Consider the following 25,890-nt stretch of genomic DNA (forward strand, 5'->3'; position numbering starts at 1 on the left):
AATCAATCCATCCTGATACAGTATTGCAATAAGCTATTCGGCCAGCGGCAACAGGGCCCTGAAAGATGATAGCGTCTGGGTAAGTGCCCACCCAGCGGGGTGACGAGCCTAATTCCTAGCAACATGTGGCAATTCGAGGCCAGCAGTCTGGGTATCTGTCCACCCAGCAGGCTTGTTAATCATGCTCCACTACTTTTGCTATCCGCGACAAAGTCCCGGCAGCGCAATCCGCCGGAACAATTTCCACCCTGTCCCCCGGCTTCAGCCCATCTATTTCTTCATATTCAGCCAGCGTCACCAGCATCCTGCGCACATATCTGAACTGCACCTTGGCATAGTGCCGCTGCACGCTGCCGGCGGAAGAAATGTCCTTCAGGCATTCCGGCAATTCTTTTGCGGGATAGGTAGTGCCATATACCTGCACTATCCAGCCCGCCTTCACCGGAGTTGCCGTCTCGGCAGTTGCGGAGGAAGCGAAAAATGAATTCAACACCAGGGAACTTAAAACAAAGCCGAAAAATTTATGCATTCCTGTGCCCATCGTCCAATCTCGCTTCCCCCTCAATTGCCTCTATGCTGCGACAGCGTGCTGCCGGCCAGGCCATTCAGAAATGGACAATGGCATCCATTGCAAACGTCGTCTGATGCCTGGCGCCCGCTGTCACGGTAGCGCCACAGCCTGCGGTACCCGCAGCAGGGCAAGGATTGTTATACGCAGCAACGCCGGCATGTTCATAGCGTATTTCAGGACGCAGCGTGATCGCCTTGCCCAGCCAGTGGTTCCAGCTCAGCGTCATTTCCGTGTATTTCGTTGCAAACCCTGTGCGCTGACCATTGATGTCATTCAGGATATCGGTGCGCAAGGCGAAGAAATCGCGTGGACCAGGCTGATATATGATGTAGTTAACGACAGCCCATTCCTTGGACGTGCAGGTAATGCCGTCATTAGGGCCGCAACCGCGACCACCCGTTGCGCCAAAGGGGCCGCCGACGGAATTCGTCGTTCCGAACATCGAATTCCACAGGGCAGGGCCATCCGTATTCGACATGTTAGGCGTGTTCTTCTGCGACATATACCAGGCTTCCGTGGACATGTGCCATTTGTCGTTGAACTTGTGGTACCAGGTCAGGACGTCCTGCTGCATATTGTTCCAGCCGAAGTTGTTCTTGTTGCCGATACCGATGCCGTTGATGCAAGGATAGAGCGCGTCGTCGCCTGAATCGGACAACCACTGCACGCAAACGCCAGGTGTGATCTGGGCACCCAGTTTCTGGCCCGCATTCGGGTTGGCGACGGTATTGCCTGCGGCATTGACGAAAGTAGCGGGCACCTTGTCGCTATACCATGCGGCGACGTCATTGCCGAGATGAAGTTCGCCCTGGACAGTCCAGTTCTTGTTCAGCTTGACCGTTGCCACTACACCTTCGTGGGTAAAGGGATCGTAGGTGTACAGCAATGAGTGGCTGTAGGTGTAGTTGTTCGGCGCCAGTTGGGCTTCAATGTCAGGCACTGAAATATAACGACCCACCCTGACGTTCATGCCATCTGCCACATTGGGGAAATAGCCTTCGAGATATGCCATGGGGATGTCGTAGCTGTTCTTGACGACATCACCGTTTCCGTTCGACAGCCTGTTGCTGAACAAGCCGCGAGAGATCGTGTATTTGGCATCGGTGCCCCATACGCCGGCGAGACGGAAACCCCAGTCAAAGTGGTCTTTCTGCACCACGTCCGGCGTACGTTCCGCATACAGCGCAACCTGGTCCATCTGCGCGGTATTCGGTGCATAGTTATACGCCGCAGGAAAATTACCGCCTGTGCCGTTCTTGGTGTTGTAGCGTGTGTGCGAGGAGCTCAGGTTCATGCCCGGATTGATCCAGCCATAGATCGTAACCCTGCTGTCTTTCCATGCCTGCCCGTTGGGGCCGCAATAGATGGCATCCATCAGCGCACCGCTGTAGGAATTGTCATAGCCGATAATTTCCGTGCCGCCGATAGGCCATCCGGTGAATGGCATCGGCGGAGTCGACTGCTGCGGCGGCTGGTAACCCTGGCGCCAGCTCGGGTCTCCGGCAGGGTCGCCGTTCCAGCCCAGCGCATCCTTGTAGCTGCTGACGAACCTGTCCGACAGCGATAATTTATCTGATCCCGCCGCACAGCCTGCGACGGCGCCATTGGAAGCTGCGGGATTTGCAGGAGTTGCAGGATTTGTCATTGCGCTGCTTGTCCCTGCCGCTTCCTGCGCACTCGCAGCGCCGGCAGCCGTCATTGCAAGCAGGCCCAGTCCGGCCGATGCCAGGACGGCGCGGGTGCGCATATTGCTCATCATAGTCATGCTGATACTTCCTTCTTTTATTTTTTAAGAAAATCGAGTTTTCGAGCCGCAGCCTATTCCCTGCGACAGATGTCCACCGTTCCGCGGACATCGGCCCTGCTTATTTATCCGTACCGGGAGCTGCCGGCTGTAAAGCCGGTTCGTTGGCGCTGCCGGTGTTTCCAGCCGCCTGTTTCTTGTGCTCTTCCGGTTTCTGGGATGCCTGCCTGGCTTTCTGCTCGCGTATCAGCTGATTCTTGCGGGCTTGCTGCAGCATGACAAAGTCCGGCCCCGCCGCAGCGGATCCCGCCATCAGGCCGGCCAGGACAAAAAGGATGGTTTTTTTTGAGATATTCATATCAACGCGCCTTGCTTAATTTCGCTTTGGTAAAGCGGGGTTCAGAAATGTTCGCGTAGCACAGGATGACTGCAGCACGCGCTGGCCAAAAACATCGTGCGGAAAAATTGTGTCTCCCCACACCACCTCCGGCCGACTCGACAGAGTGAACAGCATCGTATCAACGAGGGCATAAAAACTTTGCATAAAAGAAGGCAACGCTTGTAAATTTTTCGTAAAAATGGCGACGCTATAAAGGGTGGTCTACGCCGCGTCTTTTGAAAACCGGCAAGCCAGGCACGACACTCGTCATCGATTGCGCGGGCAATGCGCGCGGCGATTTTTTACGGATTCTTTACGGCTGGCGTCCGTCTTTTTGTAATTTTTTTATGATGAGAAAGCTAAGCTGAAGGCCATACGGTATAGGCCGGACAAGACAAGCCCGGTGCAGATCGACGCGGGATCGAATGCGGGCAGAACAGGCGGAGGATCAGATGAGGCAGCACGGTTTCAGGGCACACATACACATGATGCGCCCGCGCGGCGGGCTATGCCGGCATGCGGGCGGCGAATGTAAATACTGTACCCACCGCCGGGGTGGGTCGCGTATCCAGTTCAGTGTGCTGCTGCGGGCTTTGCGCGGATATCTTTTTGGCTGAACAGGTGACCTGCTTCCTGCCTCAAGCCAAGCGCATCATGCATGTTACAAATTTTTCTTACTAGGAATAAGCTACCTACTGCGAAGCACTGTGTCTTTCAACAAACGGTCTAGTACCGAGAATTCCAACCCTTCTTCCTTTTCAGGAGCAGTGACGTCTGACAGCCGCTCCAAGTGGAATTCAAGGAAACGGTTGATCTCAGGCATGGCCAGCCCGTGTTCGGATTCTGAAGCCCGGCGCTTGATGATCAGCAGTTCAGCAATAGCCGCTTTGAGGCCGATATCGGTAACGATGGCGTCGACCAGGTCCTGGAAGCGCATTGGCACCGGCCCTCGCTGCTGTTCTATCCACAGACAAGCCATCAAGGGTCTCAGCACGTATAGGTATTTCTTCAGACGCACCACCTCTCCGCGCAGGTATTCACGATAATTTTTTCGCGCCATGTGCAGGTAATGATAAAACGAACGCTCAGGCCGGTGGACCTGTTGCGACGCCGCCCGAACATCAGCCAGAAAACTTTCATCCGCCAAATATACGACAGGCGAAGACAGCCATTCCACCAGAGTAGCATTACCGTTCTTGAGCAGACCCAGCGCCTTGCGCAAATCCCATCCGCTGACATCATATACGTCGTTGACGGGCAACTCGATTACATCGCGCTCGGGAAAAACCGTCAAATACCAATCGAGCGGATTGACGTAGATAAAGCGCACATCGTAATCGCTGTCAGGCGAGGCAAATCCCCACCCGCGGCTGCCCGACTCGCAGGCGAACAGAATCTTTACGGAATTTTCTCGCTCCACCCTCGCCAGGGTTGCCTCGATTTCCAGGCGTATTTGCGGATCTATGGGATGCTCGATATTTTCAAAGTCTGACGTGCTGTCGTCCATTACAAGAATTCTTCCATCATCTATGTCACTCATATGGAGTACGTTCTTCCGGCATTCAGCCGCACTGCCACGAACTCCTGTCCTTAAAGAGTATTGCCGACGCAAGCCGGTCTAGTCAACAGCAATCACTCCACAAACAAGGTTGCCGGATGCTCCAGATAGCCGCGCACCGCCTGGATGAACTCCGCTGCATAGGAGCCGTCCACCACCCGGTGGTCGAACGATGAAGACAGGTTCATCATCTTGCGCGGCACCACGGCGCCGCCGATGATCATGGGCCGCAGCACGATGCGGTTGACGCCGACGATCGCCACTTCGGGGTGGTTAATGACGGGCGTTGAGACGATGCCTCCCAGCGCCCCCAGGCTGGTGATGGTAATCGTGGAGCCGGACAGCTCTTCCCTGGTGGCGTGACCATTGCGCGCGGCCTGTGCCAGGCGCGCAACTTCGGCGGCACTGGACCACAGGTCGCGCGCTTCTGCGTGACGCACCACCGGCACGACCAGGCCATTATCGGTTTGCGTGGCGATACCTATGTGCGTGGCGCCATAACGGATCAGCTTGCCGGCTTCATCATCAAACAGCGCGTTGACCTGCGGATAACGTTGCACACCCAGCACTAATGCTCGCATCAGCAGCGGCAACAGCGTCAGCCGTCCGCGCTGCGCGCCCCAGCGCGTATTCAGTTCCGCGCGCAACGCCTCGATTTCGGTGACATCCACCTCTTCCACATAGGTGAAATGCGGGATGCGGCGTTTGGATTCCTGCATCTTCTGTGCGATCTTGCGGCGCAAGCCAATGACGGGCACGATCTGCTCATCATCCCTTTGCTCATACAAGCTGCGCTTGCCTTGGGCGGCGCCGGCTGATTTTCCTGTCAGCAGTGCATCCAGGTGCTGGTGCGTAATGCGCCCGTCCGTCGTTTTGACATGCTGCAGGTCAATGCCGAGTTCGCGGGCACGGTGGCGCACCGCAGGTGAAGCCAGCGGCTTTTCCACTGCCTCCGCGACGGCTGCACTTGCCGCGGGAGCAGGCATTTTCAAGGGTGCAGGCGGCGTGGGAGCGGCTATGGGCGCAGGCACCGCTGCCGCTGGCGGTGTTCTTTCCTCGACGGCCGCGCCGGCTGCATGACCGGCTACGTCCCCCGTATCTATACGGATCAGTTCGGCGCCGACCGATATCAGTTCGCCCAGCTTGCCGCCCAGCGCAATCACCTTGCCAGACACCGGCGACGGGATTTCCACGTTGGCCTTGTCGGTCATCACATCGGCCAGTGCCTGGTCTTCGGCAACGACGTCGCCGGGCTGCACATGCCAGGCGACCAGTTCCACTTCCGCGATGCCCTCGCCGATATCCGGCACCTTGATCACATGTATGCTCATCTAGGCCTCCATTGCGCGTTTGAATGCGGCGCCGACCCGGTCCGGACCGGGGAAATACGCCCACTCCTGCGCATGCGGATACGGCGTATCCCATCCGGCCACCCTTTCTATAGGCGCTTCCAGGTGGTAGAAACAATGCTCCTGCACCAGCGACGTCAGTTCTGCACCGAAGCCGCTGGTACGCGTGGCCTCGTGCACGACGACGCAACGCCCGGTTTTCTTGACGGAGTAAACGATGGTATCCAGGTCCAGCGGCCAGATACTCCGCAGGTCGATGATTTCAGCGTCGATGCCGGTCTCCTGCGCAGCGGCTTCCGACACATAGACCATGGTGCCGTAGGTGATCACTGTCAGGTCTTCGCCGCGGCGGAATACCGACGCCGATTCCAGCGGCACCGAGTAGTATCCTTCTGGTACCTGGCTCAGCCTGTGGCCGGTCCAAGGTACGACAGGCCGGTCGTGATGGCCGTCGAAAGGGCCGTTGTACAGGCGCTTGGGTTCCAGGAAGATCACGGGATCGTCATTCTCTATCGCAGCAATCAGCAAGCCTTTTGCGTCATACGGATTGGACGGCATCACGGTACGCAAGCCGCATACATGCGTAAACAGCGCCTCCGGGCTCTGGCTATGTGTCTGTCCGCCATAAATGCCGCCACCGCAGGGCATGCGTATCGTCATCGATGCGGTGAACTGGCCGGCGGATCGGTAGCGCAGCCGCGCAGCTTCTGAAACGATCTGGTCCGATGCGGGATAGAAATAGTCGGCAAACTGTATCTCCACCACCGGCCTTAGCCCGTAGGCCGCCATGCCCACGGCAGTGCCGACGATGCCCCCCTCCGAAATCGGCGCGTCGAACACGCGCGATTTTCCATACTTTGCCTGTAAGCCTTCGGTACAGCGGAACACGCCGCCGAAGTAACCTACATCCTGGCCGTAGATCACCACGTTATTGTCCCGCTCCAGCATCACGTCCATGGCCGAGCGCAGCGCCTGTATCATTGTCATAGATGTCGCCATCTTGGTCTCCTGTCTTGGAAGCTGCTGCAATTACGCCGGCGTTGTTGCTGCTCCTTGCCAGCCTGATTTGCGACAGCTCCTTATGGTATTGATCAGGCCTGCAATTTTTTCAGCTCGTTCACTTGCTGCAACTGGTCGCGCAGATGGGCCGGCATCTCCTTGTAGACATCCTCAAACATGGAGTCCGCGCTGGGGATGTGGCCGTTGGACAGCGTGCCATAGCGCTCTGCCTCCTTCTGCGCGGCGATGACTTCGGCTTCCAGCGCCTTGCGCGTATCTTCATGCTCCTGTTCCGACCAGATGCCAAGCGCGATCAGATGCTGCTTCATTCGCGCAATCGGGTCGCCCAGCGGGTAATGCGCCCAGTCGTCGGCAGGCCGGTAGCGCGAAGGGTCGTCGGAAGTGGAATGCGGCCCGGCGCGATAGGTCACCCATTCGATCAGCGTCGGCCCCAGGTTGCAACGCGCCCTTTCGGCCGCCCATTGCGACGCCGCATACACGGCCAGGAAATCGTTGCCATCCACCCGCAGTGATGCGATGCCGCTGCCGACACCGCGCGCAGCGAAGGTCGTGCTCTCGCCGCCGGCGAAGGACTGGAAGGTGGAAATCGCCCACTGGTTGTTGACGACGTTCAGCACTACCGGTGCACGATACACATGGGCAAAGGTCAGTGCGGTATTGAAATCGGATTCGGCGGTGGAGCCGTCGCCTATCCAGCCGGATGCGATCTTGCTGTCGCCCTTGATCGCGGACGCCATCGCCCAGCCGACCGCCTGCACGAACTGCGTCGCCAGGTTGCCGGAGATGGTGAAAAAGCCGGCATCGCGCACCGAATACAGCACTGGTAATTGACGTCCCTTCAGCGGGTCGCGCTCATTGGACAGCAGCTGGCAGATCAGGTCTACCAGCGCCACCTTGCGCGCCATCAGTATGCTTTGCTGCCGGTACGTAGGGAAACACATGTCGCCGTCGCGCAACGCCAGCGCGTGGGCTGAGCCTATGGCTTCCTCGCCCAGGCTTTGCATGTAGAAGGACATTTTTTTCTGGCGCTGGGCAATGACCATGCGGGTATCGAATACTCTTGTCTTCAGCATCGCGAGCATGCCCTCGCGCAGCAACTCCGCACTGATCTGCGGCGCCCATGGGCCCACGGCATTGCCGTCATTGTCCAGCACGCGGATCAGCGTATAGGCTAGATCGCTGGTGTCGATCGGCGCCGCATCCACTGCAGGCCGCCGTACCGCCCCGGCAGGCGCCAGATGAAGAAAAGAAAAATCCGTTTCGTGTCCCGGTCTGCCGGTAGGCTCCGGTACATGCAGCGTCAGAGTGGTGTCCTGGCTCATGTTGCTTCCCCCTTTGTGTGGTGGTGTGCCACACAAGCTTAACAGAGATTGCACTTCGCTTTCCAGTACGTTAAGTACGTTCGCTAAGAACAGACGCGCGGCTTAAGGGCGGGCGTGGGCCGCCATGCCGCGCCGGTAGCCGAATTGCCACTGCGCTTCTATCATCTGCACGTAATCGGCGTGGCTCGCAGGCATGACCAGTTCCACCTTGTTGCGGCGCCACGAGAGCTTTTTTTGCACCTGCTGCTCCGTCAGCGCAGTCTGCATGTCCGATGTATCGACCCACAATTCAGCGGGTTGCTGCAGCACATGCCTCAGCCTGCGATTGCCGTGTATGCCCAAAACAGCTCTCAGTGCCGGGATGGAAAACGCATTGTCGTAAGGCCCCTTCAGCTCCATGACGACCTTTTCAGCCAGCCGCGACGCCACTTCGATGGGAAACAGGTCGATGACGCCGCCGATATAGTCCGCGCCCTGGTAGGTATGGCAGCGGAAATAGAACATGTCGGAAATCGAGGCACGCACGGCAGCGCCGACCGGCATGCCGGTGTTGGCAATGATGTCCGCTGCAATCGCATTGCCGCCGCCATCGCCCTCGCTCCCCTCGCTCAATGGCGATTGCATGCCTTGCAGCAGTGCGGCGACGCGCTGCGGGCAAAACACGGTCTCAGCGAAGAGCTTGCGATCCAGCCTGGGCTGTCCGGCTTCATTTTCCTGATACAGCAATTTGCCCGCGATGATGGCAATATCGGGGCCGCTATCCTGCTGCGTTTGTTGCGTTTGTTGCGGGCGTAGTGCGGGCAACGGCAGTTCGGCAGGCACTTCAAACAGGTAGTCATGAAACAGGTCGGGGATACGGTGGGCGCCACTGACAAAGAATTTGCGGTTCAGCGCGCCTATCAGCGAACGCCCTATGCCGGCATTGCGGTTCGGCCCCAGGCTGAGCCAGAAGCGGTACATATCGGGCGAGCTCAGCCAGGCCTTGCGCTGGCTGTCATCCGGCAGCGCCTGGATGACGGCTGCCGCTATCGCGCCGCCGCAACTGGCCAGCAGCAAATCCGGTGTCTTGCCGAGTTCGCGCATGGCAGCATGGATGCCAAGATAATAGCCGAAGCGGAATCCACCGCCGGCCATCACCATGCAACGCTGGTACTTTTGCGCCTGGATCATGCCAGCACCACCGGTGCCGCCACTGGGCGCCTTACCTGGATTTCTGTACATCTTGCGTAAAGCGTCAAACCTTGTCCTTTTTTTGAGTGGCGCCGGGCACCGGATTCATCAGCATTCTATTGTCAAACGTATTCACAGTAATATTTTTATCAAGATTTGCCATCGCTCTCATGCAGCCAGATACGACAAATGTTTCCGTCAATATATATCATTAAGTAACTTACTATTTCTATTAAGTAACAATGATGTCATATTGAGATGTAAAAATATTCACTCCACACAGACAATAACCTGCCGGCGGATCATTTTGCCGGCCTCCTGGAGCTGAAGATGAAGAAAATCCCTGGACGCCCGGCCTATGCAGCCGCGGCGTTGATCACCTTGCTGATAGCAGGCTGCGGCAGCAGCAACGACACGCCGGCGACGCCGCCGGTTACCGTCACCCCCGATCCGGCACCCAGCGTCGCCTTCATGACCGACGTGCATTTTGAAAATGTCTATGGCGATTTCAAAAGCACGCAGTTTGCCGGCATTCCTACCAAGGACGGCAAGAACGCCACAATACGTACCATGTATGCGCAGCTGACATCGACGCGCCTGTTCAACGAAAACTATTTCGCCTTCCGCGCCGCACTGGATGACGCTTTCGGCAAGGGGATACGCATGGTGGCCTTGCCAGGCGACTATTCCGATGATGCGCAGCCCATCAATATCGACGGCATTGCAGACATCCTCAAGGAATACCAGGCCAAAGGCATGCGCTTCTTTATTGCGCCCGGCAACCATGACCCGAATGAGCCGTTTGACGACAACGAAGCCGGCAAGAACGATTTCCTGACCAAGGACGGCAAGGAACAGAAGGTCTATGCGACCGGCAATGCCGCCTGCAAGGCCGCCGACCCGACCGTAGTCTGCACCGACCAGCTGAAAGAGCTGGGTTATGAAAGCCTGATCGCCAAGCTGGGCGAATTCGGCTTCATGCCCAACAAGAACGACCTGTACTGGGAAACGCCGTTCAGCAGCTACAGCGGCGGCAACTATACTTACGATGCTGCCGTCATCAACGGCGACCTGAAGAACCGCCAGTTCGAAATCTGCGCCGAAGGCGAAGGCGGCAGCTATAAAGCCGCCGGCGAACAGGCGCTGGGCAAACCCTATACCAAATGCGGCACGCTGACCGACGCCAGCTATCTGGTGGAACCGGTCAAAGGCCTGTGGCTGCTGTCCATTGACGCCAACGTCTATGTACCGAATGCCAATTTCGACCCGGCCAACCCCAAGAGCTTCAAAGGCTACACCGGCGCCGGCGATGCAGGCTGGAATAAAGTACAGACGCATAAAAAACATCTGATGGACTGGATCAAAACCGTCACCGCCCGTGCCAAGGCACAAGGCAAGCAGCTGATGGCGTTCTCGCATTATCCGACGATGGACTTCTATGCCAACCAGACCAATGCGATGAAGGCCGTATTCAAACCGGGCGCATTCCAGGTTACTCGCGTGCCGGAAGCGGCCACGACCGCGGCGGTTGCTGCAAGCGGCCTGCAACTGCATATCGGCGGACACATGCATTTCAATGGCACCAATGATTATCAGGATGCCGCCGGCAACTACCTCGCCAACGTGCAGTCGCCTTCGCTCGCCGTATTCGGCGCAGCGTACAAGATTGTGTCGTACAAGGATAAGGATACGGTCGACGTGCAGACCGTGGGCCTGAATACGGTCGCACGCTACAACGAACTGTTCCCGCTGTACCAGACGGAATACGGCTACCTGCAAGGCAGCACCGCAGATGCAGACATCAAGAAACGCTGGGACAACACCGTCCTCAATACCAAGTCCTACGGTGAGTTCACGCGCTACTATTTCGGCGAGCTGTCACGCCTGCGCTTCATGGATGACTACTGGCCATGCGAGATGAAGGAAGCCGCGATGTCGCTGAACGCAAAGCAGATGCTGATCCTGTCGCAGCTGAAAACCGCCGTCACGCTGGCACAGCTGAAAGATGCATCGGGTATCGTTCCTATCACTGCAACTTGCGCTGCGAAGGGCACGCCGGGTGTTACGCCGGTAGCCGCCAGCCATCTGGCCGCAGACTGGACCGACGCCACGGCAAAGGCCGACAAGCTGGCCACGGCTGCCGGCCTGAAACTCGACGATTTTGCCAAAATCACCGCATATGAGTTCTACGGCGATTTCCACCGCACCGTGTATGCCGGCGAACTGGCATTGCGCGACATGGGGGCAGAACGCGTCAGCCAGTACAAGGTGCTGATGGCGGCATTCCCGGCAACGCCGGACGCGATTGTGAAGATAGGCGACCTGCCTTCCGACCAGAATGCGGTGCACGTGCTGTTCCAGAACCAGTTCAAGCAGGTGTTCACCATCTTCAAGGGCCTGGGGTCGGCTAAGCCCAGCGACCACTTCACGATCAACCTGAAGACGAAATCGCTGGCCAATGCCAACGCCGGCGGACTGAGCTTTAATTGATACCGTACATACCTTGACGGCAAGTTAAGGGATGTTGCGTCCCGGTTTTAATGCCGGAAAAGACAAACGCCGCTTTTAGCGGCGTTTTTTTTTGGCAGCAGCTATGATGGCCGCCACACTAGGACATACAGGCAAATTATTTGCTGGTTGCAGTTTTGACAGTTTCTGGAGCAACGCGAGCAGGTGTCGCTGGGTTGGAAGCAACATACTCTTCGCCGCCAACCGTATTGCCTTCAGCACGGGCCTGGGCCAGTTCAGCGATCACTTCGGCGCGTGTTTTGCCGGTAGTGGAAGTGCTGATGCCGGCAGCAGCAACTGTCGTTGGAGCAGCTTTGGCTTCTGTTGTAGTTTTGATCATTGAAGGGATAGGGAAGCTGGCATACGCTTCGCCGCCAACCTGATAGTTGCCTGCAAAAGCAGAACCGGTTGCGATCAGGGCGACAGCTGCAAATAATTGTTTCGCGTTCATGTTAATTCTCCAAAATCAGGTTGAGGACTCCAGGCAGAGCGCGGAACATTCCGCAAACGGCCTCGGTGAGTCGCGCACTATCTCCACTTGCGTGGTGTGGTGCTCATCGATGGAGCGAAGTCTATAGGCTTTGGAGATATCAATAAAGGCGACAATCCGCAATATATTATTCCAGATTCAGCAACAGTCTTAGAACAGGCGGAAGAGAAAAGCGAGGAAAGTACGTAGTTTAGGCCAGATTTAACAAAAATTCTCAAAAATAAATCCAAAGAGCAACGCATTACGTATCAATGAAGTTGTAAACCTTACGTCTCGACGTAGAATGCGATGATGCCTGTTTGTTGTCTGATACGTCACTTTTTCTGAAACGGATTCAAAATTGTCGATACCTCCCAAAATAGACTCCGGCCAGCTGCATATCTGGCTCGCGGCAGTGGCAAACAAGGATGCAAATGCATTCCGATCCCTGTATGACGCAAGTTCGCCGAAACTGTTTGGCTTCGCGTTGCGTATATTAAATAAGCGCGAGCTTGCGGAAGAGGTGTTGCAAGAAGCTTTTGTCAACATTTGGAACAACGCCGGCAGCTATCAGGCCAGCCTGGCCGCGCCCATGACCTGGATGACAACCATTGTGCGCAACCGCGCCTTTGACTTGTTGCGCAGACTGGACCACGACGTGGAAATCGATGCGGACAACTTTGATATGGAAGTAATGAATGCGCTGGAAGCCGGCGACCCGACACCGATCGAGTCGCTGGAGCTGACCCAGGACGCCAAGGCACTGGCGCGCTGCTTCTCCAAGCTGGAAGGCTTGCACAGGCAGGCGATGGCGCTGGCCTTCTACCATGACCTGTCGCACAGCGAAGTCGCGGAACAGATGAAGCTGCCGATGGGCACGGTCAAGACCTGGATACGGCGCGGGCTGGACAAGCTGCGCACCTGCCTGTCCAAACTGGAGGCCGCATGAATATCGCCAACAAGCCGGACTTGCAGCAAAAGCTGGCTTCAGAATATGTGCTGGGCACCTTGCGTGGCGGCGCGCGCCGCCGCTTTGAAACCTGGCTGCGCAGTGACAATGCCTTGCAGCAGGCCGTCAGGCAATGGCAGGGCAATCTGCTACCGATGGCGGAATTTGCCAAAAGCGCGCAGCCTTCAGGCAGCGTCTGGCAGGCAGTGGAAAAACGCCTGAACCTGCACGGTGCTCAAAATGCCGGCGTCGAAGACCGCAGGGCCTTCTGGCGCAACCTGAGGGAAGACCTCAGCTTCTGGCGCGGCCTCGGCATGGCCTCCACTGCGGCTGCACTGGTGCTGGTATCGCTGCTGCTGAGCAAACAGCAAGTGGATACCACGCCGCCGGCTACCGGCTATGTCGCGACCTTGTCGGATGACAAAGCGCAGCCGATTGCCGTCATCAGCGGCGACACCAAACGCCGCCAGCTGACAGTGCGCATGGTTGCCGCACAAAACATCGGCGCCGACAAGAGCCTGGAACTGTGGGCGGTGTACAAGGATGGCAAGGTCAGGTCGCTGGGCCTGGTGCCGGCCCAAGGTACCGTCACCTTGCCTATGCCTGAATACATGAACGAACAGGCAACGCCTTTGCTGGCGGTGACATTGGAACCCAAAGGCGGCTCGGGCAACCCCGACAAACCTACCGGGCCTATCGTCTTCAAGGGCAACTGGCTGCAGACTTGAGCCAGTCAGCCGCCCCGGCGATATAAAGCCATAAAAGCCATACAGAAGGGACGCACTATTGCGTCCCTTTTTTTGCCAATTTATTCGCCATGAATGTGGCGGCAAAACCCGCCGGCGTCCCAAAGCTCGCAATACAGCAGTAGCCCCATGTTAAAATTTCAGCATTGTCTCTTCATCACGGAAAATCCATGAACGTCGTCATCCTTGCAGCCGGCATGGGCAAACGCATGCAGTCCGCGTTGCCAAAAGTTTTGCATCCCCTGGCGGGCAAACCGCTGCTCTCCCATGTCGTGGATACGGCGCGCAGCCTGAAATCCGGTACAGATGGCGGCCGCGCAGCCAATATCTGCGTCATTTACGGGCACGGCGGCGAGCAGGTACCTACAGCTATCGCCGCGGATGACCTGCGTTTTGCAAAACAGGAACCGCAGCTCGGCACCGGCCATGCAGTCGCGCAGGCCGGCCCCGTGCTGGACGATGCGATGCCAACCCTGGTGCTGTACGGCGATGTACCGCTGACCACCGGCACCAGCCTGCAAAGGCTGATTGCCGCTGCGGGCACCGACAAACTGGCGATCCTCACCGCTGAAATGCAGGACCCGACGGGCCTGGGCCGCATGGTCAGGGAAGGCGGCAAGATTGTGCGCATCGTCGAACAGAAAGATGCCAATGAAGCAGAGCGCGCCATCACCGAAGTCAACACCGGCATCCTGATAGCGCCGACCGCGAAGCTGAAACAATGGCTGGCAAAACTGTCCAACAACAACGCACAGGGCGAATACTATCTGACCGACATCGTCGCCAGCGCCGTTGCCGACGGCGTTGCCGTGGTGTCGGCACAGCCGGATGCGGTATGGGAAACGCTGGGCGTCAACAGCAAGGTGCAATTGGCCGAGCTGGAACGCATCCACCAGTCCAATATCGCCAGGGCGCTGCTGGAACAGGGCGTTACGCTGATGGACCCGGCACGCATCGACGTGCGCGGCAGCCTGGTGTGCGGCCGCGACGTGACGATAGATGTGGGCTGCATATTTGAAGGCAAGGTCACGCTGGAAGACGGCGTGAAGATCAGCGCCCACTGCGTGATCACCAATGCGCACATCGCCGCCGGCGCGGTGATCAAGCCCTTCTGCCATATCGAAGACGCCACCGTCGGCGCCGCATCGCAGATCGGCCCGTATGCGCGGCTGCGCCCCGGCACCACACTGGCGGAAGATGTGCACATCGGGAATTTTGTCGAGGTCAAGAACAGCCAGGTCGCCGCCCACAGCAAGGCCAACCACCTGGCCTATATCGGCGACGCCACGATAGGCTCGCGCGTCAACATCGGCGCCGGCACGATCACCTGCAACTACGACGGCGTCAACAAATCGCGCACCATCATCGAGGACGATGCCTTCATCGGCAGCGATTCACAACTGGTGGCGCCGGTGCGCGTAGGCAAAGGCGCCACCCTGGGCGCCGGCACCACGCTGACCAAGGATGCCCCGGAAGGCAAGCTGACGGTATCCCGCGCCAGGCAGGTAACGATAGAAAACTGGCAGCGTCCGGTTAAAATCAAAAAATAAAAAATGCGGCTGCATGGCGGGTGAAGGAGCAAACCTGCCCGCCATGCGGCCAGCATCGAATCTCTGTCTTTAGCAGCAATCCGGTACAAGCCAGCCGGCATCCCAGGCCGTATCATCCTGCGCTACAGGAGAACGGCAATGAGCATAAGCAGTCCACCCATGCACACAGAACCCACACCGCTGAACAACCTCGCCGCCGGCGCGCGCGATACCCTGCCCATGCTGGTGGGCGCGGCGCCTTTCGGCATCATCTTCGGCACGCTGGTCGCGGCCAGCCCGATGGCGCCGTGGCATGGACAGCTGATGTCGCTCAGCGTGTATGCCGGCTCCAGCCAGTTTATCGCCGCAGGCCTGGTGGCCAGCCATACCGGCATGCTGGTGATCTGGTTTACCACACTGATCGTCAACATGCGGCACATGCTGTATGCGGCCACGCTGCTGCCGCATGTGGCGCACCTGCCGGCGCGCTGGCGCTGGCTGCTGGGATTCTTGCTGACTGATGAAACCTTTGCCGTCATGGCGGGTTACTATCAGCGCAAGGACCCGCCGAATGGCCACTGGTACTTCCTCGGCTCCGGCCTGGCGATGTACGGCAACTGGCAGCTTTGGACGCTGGTGGGACTACTGTTCGGCGCCATCTTCCCGCAGCTGCAAACCCTGGGCCTGGATTTTGCGATGGTGGCGACCTTCATCGCCATCATCGTGCCGCAGCTGAACCGGTTGCCGCAGTTCGGCGCCGCGCTGGCCGCGGGCACCTTCGCTTATCTGCTGCAGGGGCTACCGTACAAACTGGGCCTGCTGTCAGCAGTATTCATCGGCGTGGCAGTGGGCATCGCGCTGACGCGCACAGGCAAAACCATGCCGAAAGGAGAAGGCGCATGAATTACACGCTGATGATATTGGGCATGGCCGTGGTGACGGTGTTTGTGAAAGCCATCATGTTCATCCTGGGCGACCGTATCGCCTTTCCGCCGCTGCTGAACCTGGCCTTGAGTTTTGTGCCGGTGACGGTGCTGACGGCGATCATCGTGCCGATGATACTGGCGCCGCATGGTGCCGGGCTGGAACTGAACTGGCGCAACCCGCAGCTGATGGGCGCCGTCGCCGCCATTGCAGTCTGTATCGCCAGCCGCAAGCAGATGCTGACGATCATTGCCGGGCTGGCAGTATTTTTTGCATGGCAATTCTGGGTGGGTGCATGAAACATTGCTGCCAAAAACCTGATACATACGCGTATTCTTGCATCAAGAAATCACGGCTCATTATCCGCAGTCTATGCTTGCAATTCGCTCAGGATGGTCTACATTCTAAGCGACTGATCAGGCATTTCTCCCACCAGGCCGGCACACTTTTCCTCGCATGGAATAGTTTTCCGGCCCAACAGTGATTAAGCTCCAATCCGCTTATCTCCGGGAAATCTGAATCTCCGGCAATGATTTCTCCGCATATCGCTTGCCGGGCTGCCTTTTATCCAAAAGGCCGGGCGTCATCTTCACTTCAATGCGGAGCCTCAATCCTACTTTGGAGAATCGACATGGTGACCTATATATCTCTCGCAAAATTTACCGATCAGGGAATCCGCACCGTCAAGGACTCAGTGAAACGAGCGGACATGGTCAGGGAGCTGGCAGGGAAATTCGGGGTAAAAATAACCGGCATGTACTGGACCGCAGGCGAGTACGACATGGTGTCGGTCTCCGAGGCAAACGACGACGCATCCATTGCCGCCTTCGGCTACGCCATCAGCGCCAACGGCAATGTCCGGCTGCAGGCACTGAAAGCGTTTTCCAGGGAAGAAATGGATACCATCCTCAGCAAACTTCCGTAGACAGAAACAGGCAAGAGAACAGGCGGGAGACAAGTGCAAGGAGCATTAGCGCGTGACCTCGCACCTCGCGAAAAAACGGGGCCGCTTAGTGCGGCCTGACGTCTTCCTTCAAGGCAGCCAGCGCCATGTTTTCCACCAGGCCGGGCACAATCAGTTTCATGAAGCGGCCCAGCTTGCCCTTGAAGGACATCACCACCTCGCGCTTGCGGCGGTTCATGCCGTCCACGATCAGGCCGGCGCATTCCTCCACTGACATCGCCTTGTCTTCCTTCAGGCTGCTGCTGCCCAGTGCGCCGCCGGCGGCGTTATAACCGCGGTAGCGTATCTGCGTAGCGACCACGCCGGGATAGGCAGTCGTCACGCTGACGCCTGCGGCTTTTAATTCTGCCCGCAGCCCTTCAAAAAAACCGGCCATTGCAAACTTGGTAGCATTGTAGGCAGTACGGCCCGGCACGCCGATCAGGCCTGCCAATGACGACACCGCGACGATGCTGCCCTTGGACTGTTTCAGGTAAGGCAGCGCGGCATGGGTACACCATACGCTGCCCCACAGGTTGATACGCATCAGCTCCTCATACCAGGCGAGGTCCAGCACATCCTCAAATAAGGCGTGTGCCGAACGCCCGGCATTATTGACCAGCGCATCAATGCGGCCGAACTTTTCCACCGTGGCGGCAATCAGGTGCCTGCACTGCTCCTGTACCGATACGTCGGTCCTGACGACCAGCGTCTGTGCGCCAAACTGTGCGCATTCGGCTGCCACCTGGTTCAGCATGTCTTCATTGCGCGCAGCCAGCACCAGCGCCAGCTTGCTGCCCTCTGCTTTCGCCAGCTGGCGCGCCATCTCGGCGCCTATGCCGTCGGAACTGCCGGTAATGATCACTACTCTCATTATTTTCTTTCTTGTCAAAGATGTTTTAATCAGCCGGCAGCGCCGGCATCAGCGTTCGGAGCGAATGTCGCTGGGGTCTGTCGATCCGCCGGCTTCGCGCAAGCCGGCCAGGCGCGCGCCTTCCTTGGCCAGCATGTCGAACAGGCGTTCCGGGTCTTGCGTGCGGAAATTCAACGCTGCCAGCTCCTTGCCTTCGGCCACGGGAATCTCGCGCTTGCCCTCGGCCATGCCGGACACGATGATCTGCGCCGCGGTTTCTACCGGCATCCCGTTGTCGATGTTGGCATCCGAGCGGCCGCGTGAAGAGCCGTCGCCGACCAGCGCATTGACGGCAACCGAAGTCTGCACTGAACCCGGTAATATCACACTGACCTTGATGCCGTAAGCCGCTTCCACTTCGGCGCGCAGACCGTCGAAATAGCCGATTACCGCATGCTTGGCGCCGCAATAACCCGTGCGCAAAGGCGTGCCGACCTTGCCGGCCACCGAGCTGATGACGGCAACGTGGCCGGAGCGCTGCTCCACCATACGCGGCAACACCAGCTGCGTCAGCGCCAGCGGCGCCAGGTAATCGACCTCAATCAGCTGGCGATACACGTCCAGCTTTGTATCCAGCGCCAGGCTGCGCTGGCTGACGCCGGCATTGTTGATCAGCACGTCGATCTTGCCGCGCCAGCCCCAGGCTTGTTCTACATATTGGGGCAACGCATCGTAATCCGTGGTTTCAAACGGCAATACCAGCGCACGCTCCGGCGCGGCAGCCGCAACGCGTTCCAGCTCCGCGACCCTGCGGCCCGACAAAATCAGATATGCGCCCTGCTTGAAAAATGCATTGGCCAGCGCTTCGCCAATTCCTGATGATGCACCGGTCACCCAGACAACCTTGCCTTCGAAAGACATGTTTATTCCTTTGATCAATTATGTGGTCCGGCCCAGGCCGGCATGATGGAAAAAGCCCCGGGAGATACTCCTGGGGCTTTCAGTATTTGTTGCAGGAAACTCAGGTTTTATAGCTCTGGTCCATGCGTTCCAGCTTGCGGATCAGCGAAGGCCATACGAAAGCGCCGCCCAGGCCGCCGGTCTGCACGCGCATTGCTTCCGACACGCCCTTGACGATTTCCGGATTGACGTGCGTCAGCTCGCCGCCGGCCTGTGCGCCCAGCTGAATCTGGCAGGTGGATTCAAATGTGTACATCGACAGGAAAGCGTCGGCGATGGACTTGCCTGCAGTCAGCAAGCCATGGTTGCGCAGCATCAGGAAATTGGCGCGGCCCATGTCGGCTTGCAGGCGCGGTTTTTCTTCATCGCGGAAAGCAACGCCTTCATATTCATGGTAGGCCAGCGACGCCAGCACGAAGGTGGACTGCTGCGAAATCGGCAAGATGCCGGCCTTTTGCGCGCTGACGGCAACGCCGGCGCGGGTATGCGTGTGCAATACGCATTGCACATCCGGGCGCGCTTCATGCACGGCACTGTGAATGACGAAGCCGGCAGGGTTGACCGGGAAAGGAGAATCAATGACCTTGTTGCACTGCTGGTCTACCTTGACCAGCGAAGACGCGGTGATCTCGTCAAACATCAGGCCGTAAGGGTTGATCAGGAAATGGTGTTCGGGGCCGGGAACGCGCGCGCTGATATGGGTAAACACCAGATCGCTCCAGCCGTAAGCGGCTACGAGGCGGTAGCAGGCCGCCAGGTCCACGCGCACTTGCCATTCTTCTGCGCTGACGACTTCCTTCAGTGAAGGGATATTCATGTTTTGTCTCCTGAAAATTTTCTTGAATTAAATGCCAAACTCTATGCAATGCGCCGGCATCCAAAGATACGGCATGCAATATAGGGTAGTTACATGGTAGTGCATGGGCGGCAAGTCTGCAGCAAACCTGCCGCTGCCCGCTATTCGCTCATCGCCGCCTTGTAGATGGTGTTGCGCGGACGGGAAAGTACGCGGCGCACCATGGGTTCGAACTCGCTCATCGGCAGGGTTTCTGCCTTGGCGTCGAAGGCCGGATTGTCATACAGCTCGCAGAACTCGGCCGTGCGTTCAAAAAACGGATGGCCGGCGAACTGGTCGCGCATATTCTTGTTCAGACCTATGTGATCGAAGAAGTAGTAACCCTGGAAGATGCCATGGTTCTGCACCATCCACAGGTTTTCATCGGCGACGAACGGCTTCAGTATAGCGGCGGCGATATCGGGGTGGTTGAAGGAACCCAGCGTGTCGCCGATGTCGTGCAGCAGCGCGCAGACGACGTATTCCTCATCCTTGCCGTCGCGCAGCGCGCGGGTGGCGGTCTGCAACGAATGGGTGTAGCGGTCGATGGGAAACCCACCGTAGTCGCCGTCCAGGATTTGCAGATGCTTGATGACGCGGTCCGGCAAACCCTTGGAAAACTCGCGGAACTCGCCGCCTATCAATTGCCAGTCTTGCTGGGTGCTGTCCTGCATGCGGGTGAAATTGGCGCGTGCATTCATTTGTCTCTCTCCTTGCTGGTGAATGGTTGGGCTCACGGCTTGTGGCTCTTATAGGGGTAATAAGGGGCAATAAGCTTTTACTACCCGGTTTGTGTGCCTACCTTACAACTAGGCTACACTCTTAACTGTCAAATTTTTTACAATTGATCGAATAAGGCCAAGCACGTGTCTTCCAACCTGGATCTGCTGCCCCAACTCTCCGCCAACCCTTGGTTCGGCTCACTGCCCTTGCGCGAGCGCAAGATCATGCTGGCCGAATCCGAACTGCTGCGCCTGCGCCCCGGCGAGATGCTGTTCCGCCAGGGGGATGCTCCCGGCAACCTGCATGCGCTGGTGTCCGGCGTGATGAAGATGTCCACCTTGAGCAAAGACGGCAAGGAAGCGATCCTGGTGGTGCTGGAACCCGGCACCTGGTTCGGCGAGATTTCGCTGATCGACAACAAACCCCGCACGCATGACGCCACCGCCATGGGCGACGTGGAAATACTGACCTTGCCGCGTCCGGTGTTCGATACGCTGATGGGCAGCAATGTGTTTGCGCTGGCGGTGTCTTCCATGCTGGCGGCGCGCATACGTATGCTGTACGGTATCGTCGAAGACGCCACGCTGCGCTCCACCCGCGCCCGTATTGCACGCCGCCTGCTGCTGTTGGCAAGGGGAGATGCAACGATGTCCACACAGGTGCGGCCGCGCCTGCCGGTGTCGCAGGAATCGCTGGCGATGATGCTGGGCATCACCCGCCAGACATTGTCGAGAGAATTAAAGCTGCTGGTGGAACAGGATGCGATCCACCTTGGCTACGCGTACATAGAGGTGGTATCGGAAAGCAAGCTGAAAGCCTTCAGCGAATCCGCAAGGTAAAATAGGAGCAGCGCCCTACTCCACCGGTACCCTGGTTTCAAACTTGCTGCGCAGGATGGAAAAGAAGCTGCGCACATTGCGCACATTGGCCTGCGTCGCAAACAACCGATGCGCCAGCGCATGGTAGGCCGGCATGTCCGCCACCAGGATCACCAGCACAAAATCCGGCCCTGGCGACACACGGTAGCACTGCTGCACCGCGCTTTCATTCGCCACCAGCGCTTCAAACTCCAGCTGTTTTTCCGTCGCCTGATGATCCAGCGTAATCTCCACGATGGCCGTCAGGCTGACTCCGACCTTCTCGGGCGTGAGGATGGCCACCTGTTTGGCGATAACCTGCTCTTCCACCAAGCGCTTCACGCGGCGCAGGCAGGTGGGCGGCGAGGCGTGCACGCGCGCGGCAAGTTCGTGGTTAGTGAGCGACGCATCCTGCTGCAACTGCTGCAAAATGCGCTTATCAAGCTCGTCCAGGACTGTGGGAACATCTTTTAATGGCATTTAATTTCAAATATTAAGTTAATTTGGAATATTTAAACATATAAATCCATTCAAGTAATTAAAATTCAAAATTATAAAAATATTGCAAGATAATTTCATAGCAAACCCATTAGCATGATGCAACAGTTTGGACATCACGAACAAACTAATACAACAACCAATACGGCAATCAGTACAACAATCAAGGGGCTCTCTCATGTGTGGAATCGTCGGCGCAGTCGCACAACGCAATATCACTCCCATCCTGGTAGAGGGCCTGAAGCGGCTGGAATATCGCGGTTATGATTCTTGCGGCGTGGCGCTGCACGTAGACGGCAAGCTGCAGCGCTCGCGCAGCACCTCGCGCGTGGCAGAGCTGGAAGCACAGATCCAGCAAACCGGGCTGGCCGGCTTTACCGGTATCGCACACACCCGCTGGGCCACGCATGGCGCACCTTCTTCATCAAACGCCCACCCGCATTTCTCACGCGAGCGCATTGCGCTGGTCCATAACGGCATTATTGAAAACCATGAAGAACTGCGCGCGGAACTGCAAGCCGCCGGTTATGTGTTTGAGAGCCAGACCGACACCGAGGTCATCGCCCACCTGGTGGACCACATGTATAGCGGCGACCTGTTTGAAACCGTGCAGCAAGCCGTCAAGCGCCTGACCGGCGCCTATGCGATTGCCGTATTCTGCCGCGACGAACCGCACCGCGTGGTCGGCGCGCGCCAGGGCTCGCCGCTGATCGTCGGCACCGGTAATGGAGAAAATTTCCTCGCCTCTGACGCGATGGCGCTGGCCGGCACCACCGACCAGATCATCTACCTGGAAGAAGGCGACGTGGTTGACCTGCAGCTGCAACGCTGCTGGATCGTGGATGTCAACGGCAAATCAGTACAGCGCGAAGTGCGCACCGTGCACGCCCACACCGGCGCCGCCGAACTCGGTCCTTATCGCCACTACATGCAGAAAGAAATCTTCGAACAGCCGCGCGCCATCGGCGACACGCTGGAAGGCGTTACCGGCATCATGCCGGAACTGTTCGGCGACAAGGCCTACAACATTTTCAAGCAGGTCGATTCCGTGCTGATCCTGGCCTGCGGCACCAGCTACTACGCCGGGCTGACTGCAAAATACTGGATAGAATCCATCGCCAAGATCGCCGTCAACGTCGAGATCGCCAGCGAATACCGCTACCGCGACAGCGTACCTAACCCCAATAGCCTGGTCGTCACCATCTCGCAAAGCGGCGAAACCGCCGATACGCTGGCCGCACTGAAACATGCGCGCGCGCAAGGAATGCCGCACACGCTGACCATCTGCAACGTCTCCACCAGCGCCATGGTGCGCGAATGCGAACTGGCCTACATCACCCGCGCCGGCGTCGAAGTGGGTGTCGCTTCCACCAAGGCCTTCACCACCCAGCTGACAGCGCTATTCCTGCTGGCGCTGTCTCTCGCGCAAACCAAAGGCCGTCTCAGCGATGAGCAGGAAGCGGAGCACATGAAAGCGCTGCGCCACCTGCCCGTCGCCATCAGCGCCGTGCTGGCACTGGAACCGCAGATCATCGCCTGGGCAGAGGAGTTCGCCCGCAAGGAAAACGCCCTCTTCCTTGGCCGCGGCCTGCACTACCCCATCGCGCTGGAAGGCGCACTGAAGCTCAAGGAAATTTCCTACATTCACGCCGAAGCCTACCCCGCCGGCGAACTGAAGCACGGCCCGCTGGCGCTGGTGACCAAGGAAATGCCGGTAGTGACAGTGGCGCCAAAAGACGCACTGATAGAAAAGCTGAAATCCAACATGCAGGAAGTCCGCGCCCGCGGCGGCGAACTGTATGTCTTCGCCGACGCCGATTCCCGCATCACGCCCAGCGAAGGCATGCATGTGATACGGCTGCCGGAACACTACGGCCAGCTGTCGCCGATTCTGCATACCGTGCCTTTACAGTTGCTGGCATATCACACCGCACTGGCGAGGGGGACGGATGTGGATAAGCCGAGGAATTTGGCCAAGTCGGTGACGGTGGAGTAAACCATTTTTTGCCATGCATGTTGTGTTATGACGAAATAGATGTGCTGGCTCGTCGGCTCGATGAAACTTGACTTCCGTTCGTCGCGGCTACCGGCATTTGCTCGGCGTAGTCTGGATAGATATCGTGCTCTTGGAAATCGGCTCACGGGAAGCCACAGAATCAGCTCCAGGTCTGCGAGGGAAAACCCAGTCATTGACGTACACCTTCGCCTTGGGCGAGCGGAAAATTGCCTCACCGCGCGTCGCAAGGTAAAGGTCTTCGCAGGGTTTCAGGTATTACTTGGAGCCAGCGCCATAGGCAGCTGCTTCAATCAACTTTGCAGCTTCTTGGGGGTGAGCTACAAACTGGACATGGCTCCCGGCAACTTCCTCAGTCGTCGCCTTCATACGCTTCGCGAACATGCGTTCGTTGTCAGGCGGGATAATCAAATCGTTCTGGGAGACCAGGTACCAGGTGGGCTTATCCTTCCAGGCAGCAGTCGTGGCCTTCGCGGTGACGCCGCTAAGTTGGATGGGGACCTGAGAGTCTGCCATGAATTCCTTTACATCCTGGGGGACGTCCGGAGCGAAGGCAGCCAAGTAAGTGGGTCGGTCCATGAACAGGATGCCATCTTTCGTCGGCGTTCCCGGTAAGGGACCTTTCGGCAGGAACTGGGCAGCCGACTCGCCGATATCAGGAGCGAAAGCAGCAATATACACCAGCGCCTTGACCTTCGGGTCCACGCCAGCATGACTGATAATGACACCGCCATACGAATGGCCGACCAACACGACAGGGCCATTTTGGCGGTCCAAAGTGCGCTGTGTCGCAGCGATGTCATCGGCCAGGCCAGTATCAGGATTGGCGACCACGCTGACGTTGTAACCGTCGCGCTTCAGGATGTCGTAGATACCCTTCCAGCCGGAGCCATCAGCCCAGGCGCCGTGAACCAATACGATGTTCTTGATTGGTTCCGCATTTGCTACTGTGGAAACGCCAGTGCCGGCCAGCGCCAGCAAGAATATGGCAAGAGTTTTGTTGATGATGTTCATGACAATAGTTCTCCTGAGTAGATTTCGTACACAACTTCCTTAGAATCGCACCCAGTTGACTAGAACCAAACCCGGCGCTCTTCAGCTTCTTGACTCACGTATTTGATAACCTTGGCGAGAGCAGCGCCTTCCAAATCAAACAGTTCGTCCCGTGATTCAGTTCGAGAGCCACTCGGGCCTGCTCGAACCTCTTGGCACCAGCACGGTCTGGAATTTGCCATTCGTCTTAGATAGCTTCACCTGGTCTGTCAGTATGACGCAGCGCTCTGGGCGCTGGAACTTGGCCTGAATGACGCCCATCGTCAAGCCAGATGAATTTGACGCCGAGATAGCATTCGGAGGAGTGAAACTGTCGATGTCGTGGAACAGGTCTGCCTTGAAATCCGGCCGCTCTGGGTCATTTTCTTGCACGAAGTCCGCGTCCGAAACCGCTTCCCTCAAGCTGAACGGGAACTTCAAGCGTCAAGGCACGGCTTCCTCAGTAATGCCCATGCGCGTGATTAATGGCCAGGCATCCGCCACGTACTTGCGCAGTGCCTCTTCGGCACCGTCTCCGGGGTCGGTGACGATTACGTCCATACCTTTGCCACGTAGTACGCGGTCCAGCTTGCACCAATCACTCCAGCGCCGACAATTGCGATTTTCTTCATTCCAAAGTACTCCCAATAAATATTGCCTTGACGGACAAATAAAAGTTGGCATCACTAGCGAAGAAATTTTTTCCAATGCAACAAATTTTGGCTCACGCCACTAAATTACCCATATTGATGACGAGACGTGCAAAAGTTATGACTACCCAAAGTCTAGACGAAATAAAGAGACTTACTAGTGGACTGAACCCCTTGGGCTGGACCAATCGGGTTTCCAGATTTAAGCCGCTTGCCGAGCGAGTTGTGCTTCGAATTTATTGGGTGATTGATAGCCTAGCGCCGAATGCATTCGCCGTTCGTTATAA

General features: G+C 57.6%; 26 protein-coding genes. 9 read left to right on the forward strand and 17 right to left on the reverse strand.

All coding sequences use genetic code 11. From position 1 onward, the window contains the following. Positions 1–175: 175 nt before the first annotated feature. The 8 genes from ACO0LO_RS28215 to ACO0LO_RS28250 form a co-directional block, all read right to left on the reverse strand. Positions 176–529 carry a hypothetical protein gene (locus ACO0LO_RS28215; protein ID WP_422969738.1) on the reverse strand — a complete coding sequence of 118 codons (354 nt, stop codon included), beginning with the start codon at positions 527–529 and terminating at the stop codon, positions 176–178. A gap of 76 nt (positions 530–605) precedes the next feature. Continuing rightward, the gene (locus tag ACO0LO_RS28220) at positions 606–2,336 is read right to left on the reverse strand and encodes an outer membrane beta-barrel protein (protein ID WP_422969740.1); all 1,731 of its coding nucleotides are present in this window, start codon (positions 2,334–2,336) and stop codon (positions 606–608) included. Between the two features lie 100 nt (positions 2,337–2,436). Further along, positions 2,437–2,673, reverse strand: coding sequence for a hypothetical protein (locus ACO0LO_RS28225; protein WP_422969742.1), 237 nt, complete (start codon positions 2,671–2,673; stop codon positions 2,437–2,439). Between the two features lie 709 nt (positions 2,674–3,382). Beyond that, positions 3,383–4,201, reverse strand: a complete 819-nt coding sequence (locus tag ACO0LO_RS28230; protein WP_422969744.1) for a nucleotidyltransferase domain-containing protein — start codon at positions 4,199–4,201, stop codon at positions 3,383–3,385. Between the two features lie 125 nt (positions 4,202–4,326). Then, positions 4,327–5,583, reverse strand: coding sequence for a dihydrolipoamide acetyltransferase family protein (locus tag ACO0LO_RS28235; RefSeq protein WP_422969746.1), 1,257 nt, complete (start codon positions 5,581–5,583; stop codon positions 4,327–4,329). Next, positions 5,584–6,600 (reverse strand): alpha-ketoacid dehydrogenase subunit beta, encoded by a 1,017-nt coding sequence (locus ACO0LO_RS28240; RefSeq protein WP_422969748.1) that lies wholly within the window; start codon positions 6,598–6,600, stop codon positions 5,584–5,586. It lies immediately after the preceding gene. A gap of 92 nt (positions 6,601–6,692) precedes the next feature. Then, positions 6,693–7,943 carry a 3-methyl-2-oxobutanoate dehydrogenase (2-methylpropanoyl-transferring) subunit alpha gene (locus tag ACO0LO_RS28245; protein WP_422969749.1) on the reverse strand — a complete coding sequence of 417 codons (1,251 nt, stop codon included), beginning with the start codon at positions 7,941–7,943 and terminating at the stop codon, positions 6,693–6,695. A gap of 102 nt (positions 7,944–8,045) precedes the next feature. Continuing rightward, entirely contained in the window at positions 8,046–9,113 is a 1,068-nt protein-coding gene (locus ACO0LO_RS28250; protein ID WP_422969751.1) for a patatin-like phospholipase family protein, read from the reverse strand. A gap of 330 nt (positions 9,114–9,443) precedes the next feature. On the opposite strand from ACO0LO_RS28250, the gene ACO0LO_RS28255 reads away from it, so the two are divergent. Continuing rightward, complete coding sequence (locus ACO0LO_RS28255) at positions 9,444–11,603, forward strand: metallophosphoesterase (protein ID WP_422969753.1); 2,160 nt, start codon at positions 9,444–9,446, stop codon at positions 11,601–11,603. 136 nt (positions 11,604–11,739) lie between these two features. On the opposite strand, the gene ACO0LO_RS28260 is transcribed toward ACO0LO_RS28255, so the two are convergent. Beyond that, positions 11,740–12,072, reverse strand: a complete 333-nt coding sequence (locus ACO0LO_RS28260) for a DUF4148 domain-containing protein (RefSeq protein WP_422969755.1) — start codon at positions 12,070–12,072, stop codon at positions 11,740–11,742. A 379-nt stretch (positions 12,073–12,451) separates the two neighbouring features. On the opposite strand from ACO0LO_RS28260, the gene ACO0LO_RS28265 reads away from it, so the two are divergent. From ACO0LO_RS28265 to ACO0LO_RS28290, 6 genes are all read left to right on the forward strand, one after another. Beyond that, on the forward strand, positions 12,452–13,039 hold the full coding sequence (locus tag ACO0LO_RS28265) for an RNA polymerase sigma factor (protein ID WP_422969757.1): 588 nt from the start codon (positions 12,452–12,454) through the stop codon (positions 13,037–13,039). Then, on the forward strand, positions 13,036–13,767 hold the full coding sequence (locus ACO0LO_RS28270; protein WP_422969759.1) for an anti-sigma factor: 732 nt from the start codon (positions 13,036–13,038) through the stop codon (positions 13,765–13,767). The genes ACO0LO_RS28265 and ACO0LO_RS28270 overlap by 4 nt, the downstream gene beginning before the upstream one ends. A gap of 188 nt (positions 13,768–13,955) precedes the next feature. Continuing rightward, positions 13,956–15,335, forward strand: coding sequence for a bifunctional UDP-N-acetylglucosamine diphosphorylase/glucosamine-1-phosphate N-acetyltransferase GlmU (glmU, locus tag ACO0LO_RS28275; RefSeq protein WP_422969761.1), 1,380 nt, complete (start codon positions 13,956–13,958; stop codon positions 15,333–15,335). Between the two features lie 138 nt (positions 15,336–15,473). Further along, positions 15,474–16,217, forward strand: a complete 744-nt coding sequence (locus ACO0LO_RS28280; protein ID WP_422969763.1) for an AzlC family ABC transporter permease — start codon at positions 15,474–15,476, stop codon at positions 16,215–16,217. Then, on the forward strand, positions 16,214–16,537 hold the full coding sequence (locus tag ACO0LO_RS28285) for an AzlD domain-containing protein (protein ID WP_422969765.1): 324 nt from the start codon (positions 16,214–16,216) through the stop codon (positions 16,535–16,537). Before ACO0LO_RS28280 ends, ACO0LO_RS28285 begins: the two co-directional genes overlap by 4 nt. A gap of 332 nt (positions 16,538–16,869) precedes the next feature. Next, the gene (locus tag ACO0LO_RS28290) at positions 16,870–17,163 is read left to right on the forward strand and encodes a GYD domain-containing protein (RefSeq protein WP_422969767.1); all 294 of its coding nucleotides are present in this window, start codon (positions 16,870–16,872) and stop codon (positions 17,161–17,163) included. Between the two features lie 85 nt (positions 17,164–17,248). Here ACO0LO_RS28290 and ACO0LO_RS28295 read toward each other — a convergent pair whose 3' ends face one another. The 4 genes from ACO0LO_RS28295 to ACO0LO_RS28310 all read right to left on the reverse strand — a co-directional run bounded on the left by ACO0LO_RS28295 (position 17,249) and on the right by ACO0LO_RS28310 (position 20,530). Next, entirely contained in the window at positions 17,249–18,055 is an 807-nt protein-coding gene (locus ACO0LO_RS28295; RefSeq protein WP_422969769.1) for an SDR family oxidoreductase, read from the reverse strand. Between the two features lie 48 nt (positions 18,056–18,103). Further along, a complete protein-coding gene (locus ACO0LO_RS28300; RefSeq protein ID WP_422969771.1) occupies positions 18,104–18,955 on the reverse strand; it encodes an SDR family NAD(P)-dependent oxidoreductase in 852 nt (283 codons plus the stop codon). 100 nt (positions 18,956–19,055) lie between these two features. Further along, a complete protein-coding gene (locus ACO0LO_RS28305; protein WP_422969773.1) occupies positions 19,056–19,811 on the reverse strand; it encodes a class II aldolase/adducin family protein in 756 nt (251 codons plus the stop codon). A 140-nt stretch (positions 19,812–19,951) separates the two neighbouring features. After that, complete coding sequence (locus tag ACO0LO_RS28310) at positions 19,952–20,530, reverse strand: HD domain-containing protein (protein WP_422969774.1); 579 nt, start codon at positions 20,528–20,530, stop codon at positions 19,952–19,954. Between the two features lie 165 nt (positions 20,531–20,695). Between ACO0LO_RS28310 and ACO0LO_RS28315 the strand changes: the two genes are divergently transcribed. Then, positions 20,696–21,391, forward strand: coding sequence for a Crp/Fnr family transcriptional regulator (locus ACO0LO_RS28315; protein ID WP_422969776.1), 696 nt, complete (start codon positions 20,696–20,698; stop codon positions 21,389–21,391). 15 nt (positions 21,392–21,406) lie between these two features. On the opposite strand, the gene ACO0LO_RS28320 is transcribed toward ACO0LO_RS28315, so the two are convergent. Beyond that, positions 21,407–21,889 carry an Lrp/AsnC family transcriptional regulator gene (locus ACO0LO_RS28320; RefSeq protein WP_422969778.1) on the reverse strand — a complete coding sequence of 161 codons (483 nt, stop codon included), beginning with the start codon at positions 21,887–21,889 and terminating at the stop codon, positions 21,407–21,409. A 196-nt stretch (positions 21,890–22,085) separates the two neighbouring features. On the opposite strand from ACO0LO_RS28320, the gene glmS reads away from it, so the two are divergent. After that, a complete protein-coding gene (gene glmS / locus ACO0LO_RS28325; RefSeq protein ID WP_422969780.1) occupies positions 22,086–23,903 on the forward strand; it encodes a glutamine--fructose-6-phosphate transaminase (isomerizing) in 1,818 nt (605 codons plus the stop codon). A 276-nt stretch (positions 23,904–24,179) separates the two neighbouring features. Here the strand turns inward: glmS and ACO0LO_RS28330 are convergent, their stop codons facing one another. The 3 genes from ACO0LO_RS28330 to ACO0LO_RS28340 form a co-directional block, all read right to left on the reverse strand. Further along, entirely contained in the window at positions 24,180–24,935 is a 756-nt protein-coding gene (locus ACO0LO_RS28330) for an alpha/beta hydrolase (RefSeq protein WP_422969782.1), read from the reverse strand. Positions 24,936–25,091: 156 nt separating this feature from the next. Next, positions 25,092–25,394, reverse strand: coding sequence for a 3-hydroxyacyl-CoA dehydrogenase NAD-binding domain-containing protein (locus tag ACO0LO_RS28335; RefSeq protein ID WP_422969784.1), 303 nt, complete (start codon positions 25,392–25,394; stop codon positions 25,092–25,094). A gap of 3 nt (positions 25,395–25,397) precedes the next feature. Beyond that, positions 25,398–25,601 carry a hypothetical protein gene (locus ACO0LO_RS28340; RefSeq protein ID WP_422969785.1) on the reverse strand — a complete coding sequence of 68 codons (204 nt, stop codon included), beginning with the start codon at positions 25,599–25,601 and terminating at the stop codon, positions 25,398–25,400. Positions 25,602–25,890: the final 289 nt, after the last annotated feature.

The organism is Undibacterium sp. TJN25, assembly GCF_049339885.1.
Taxonomy (GTDB): domain Bacteria; phylum Pseudomonadota; class Gammaproteobacteria; order Burkholderiales; family Burkholderiaceae_D; genus Undibacterium.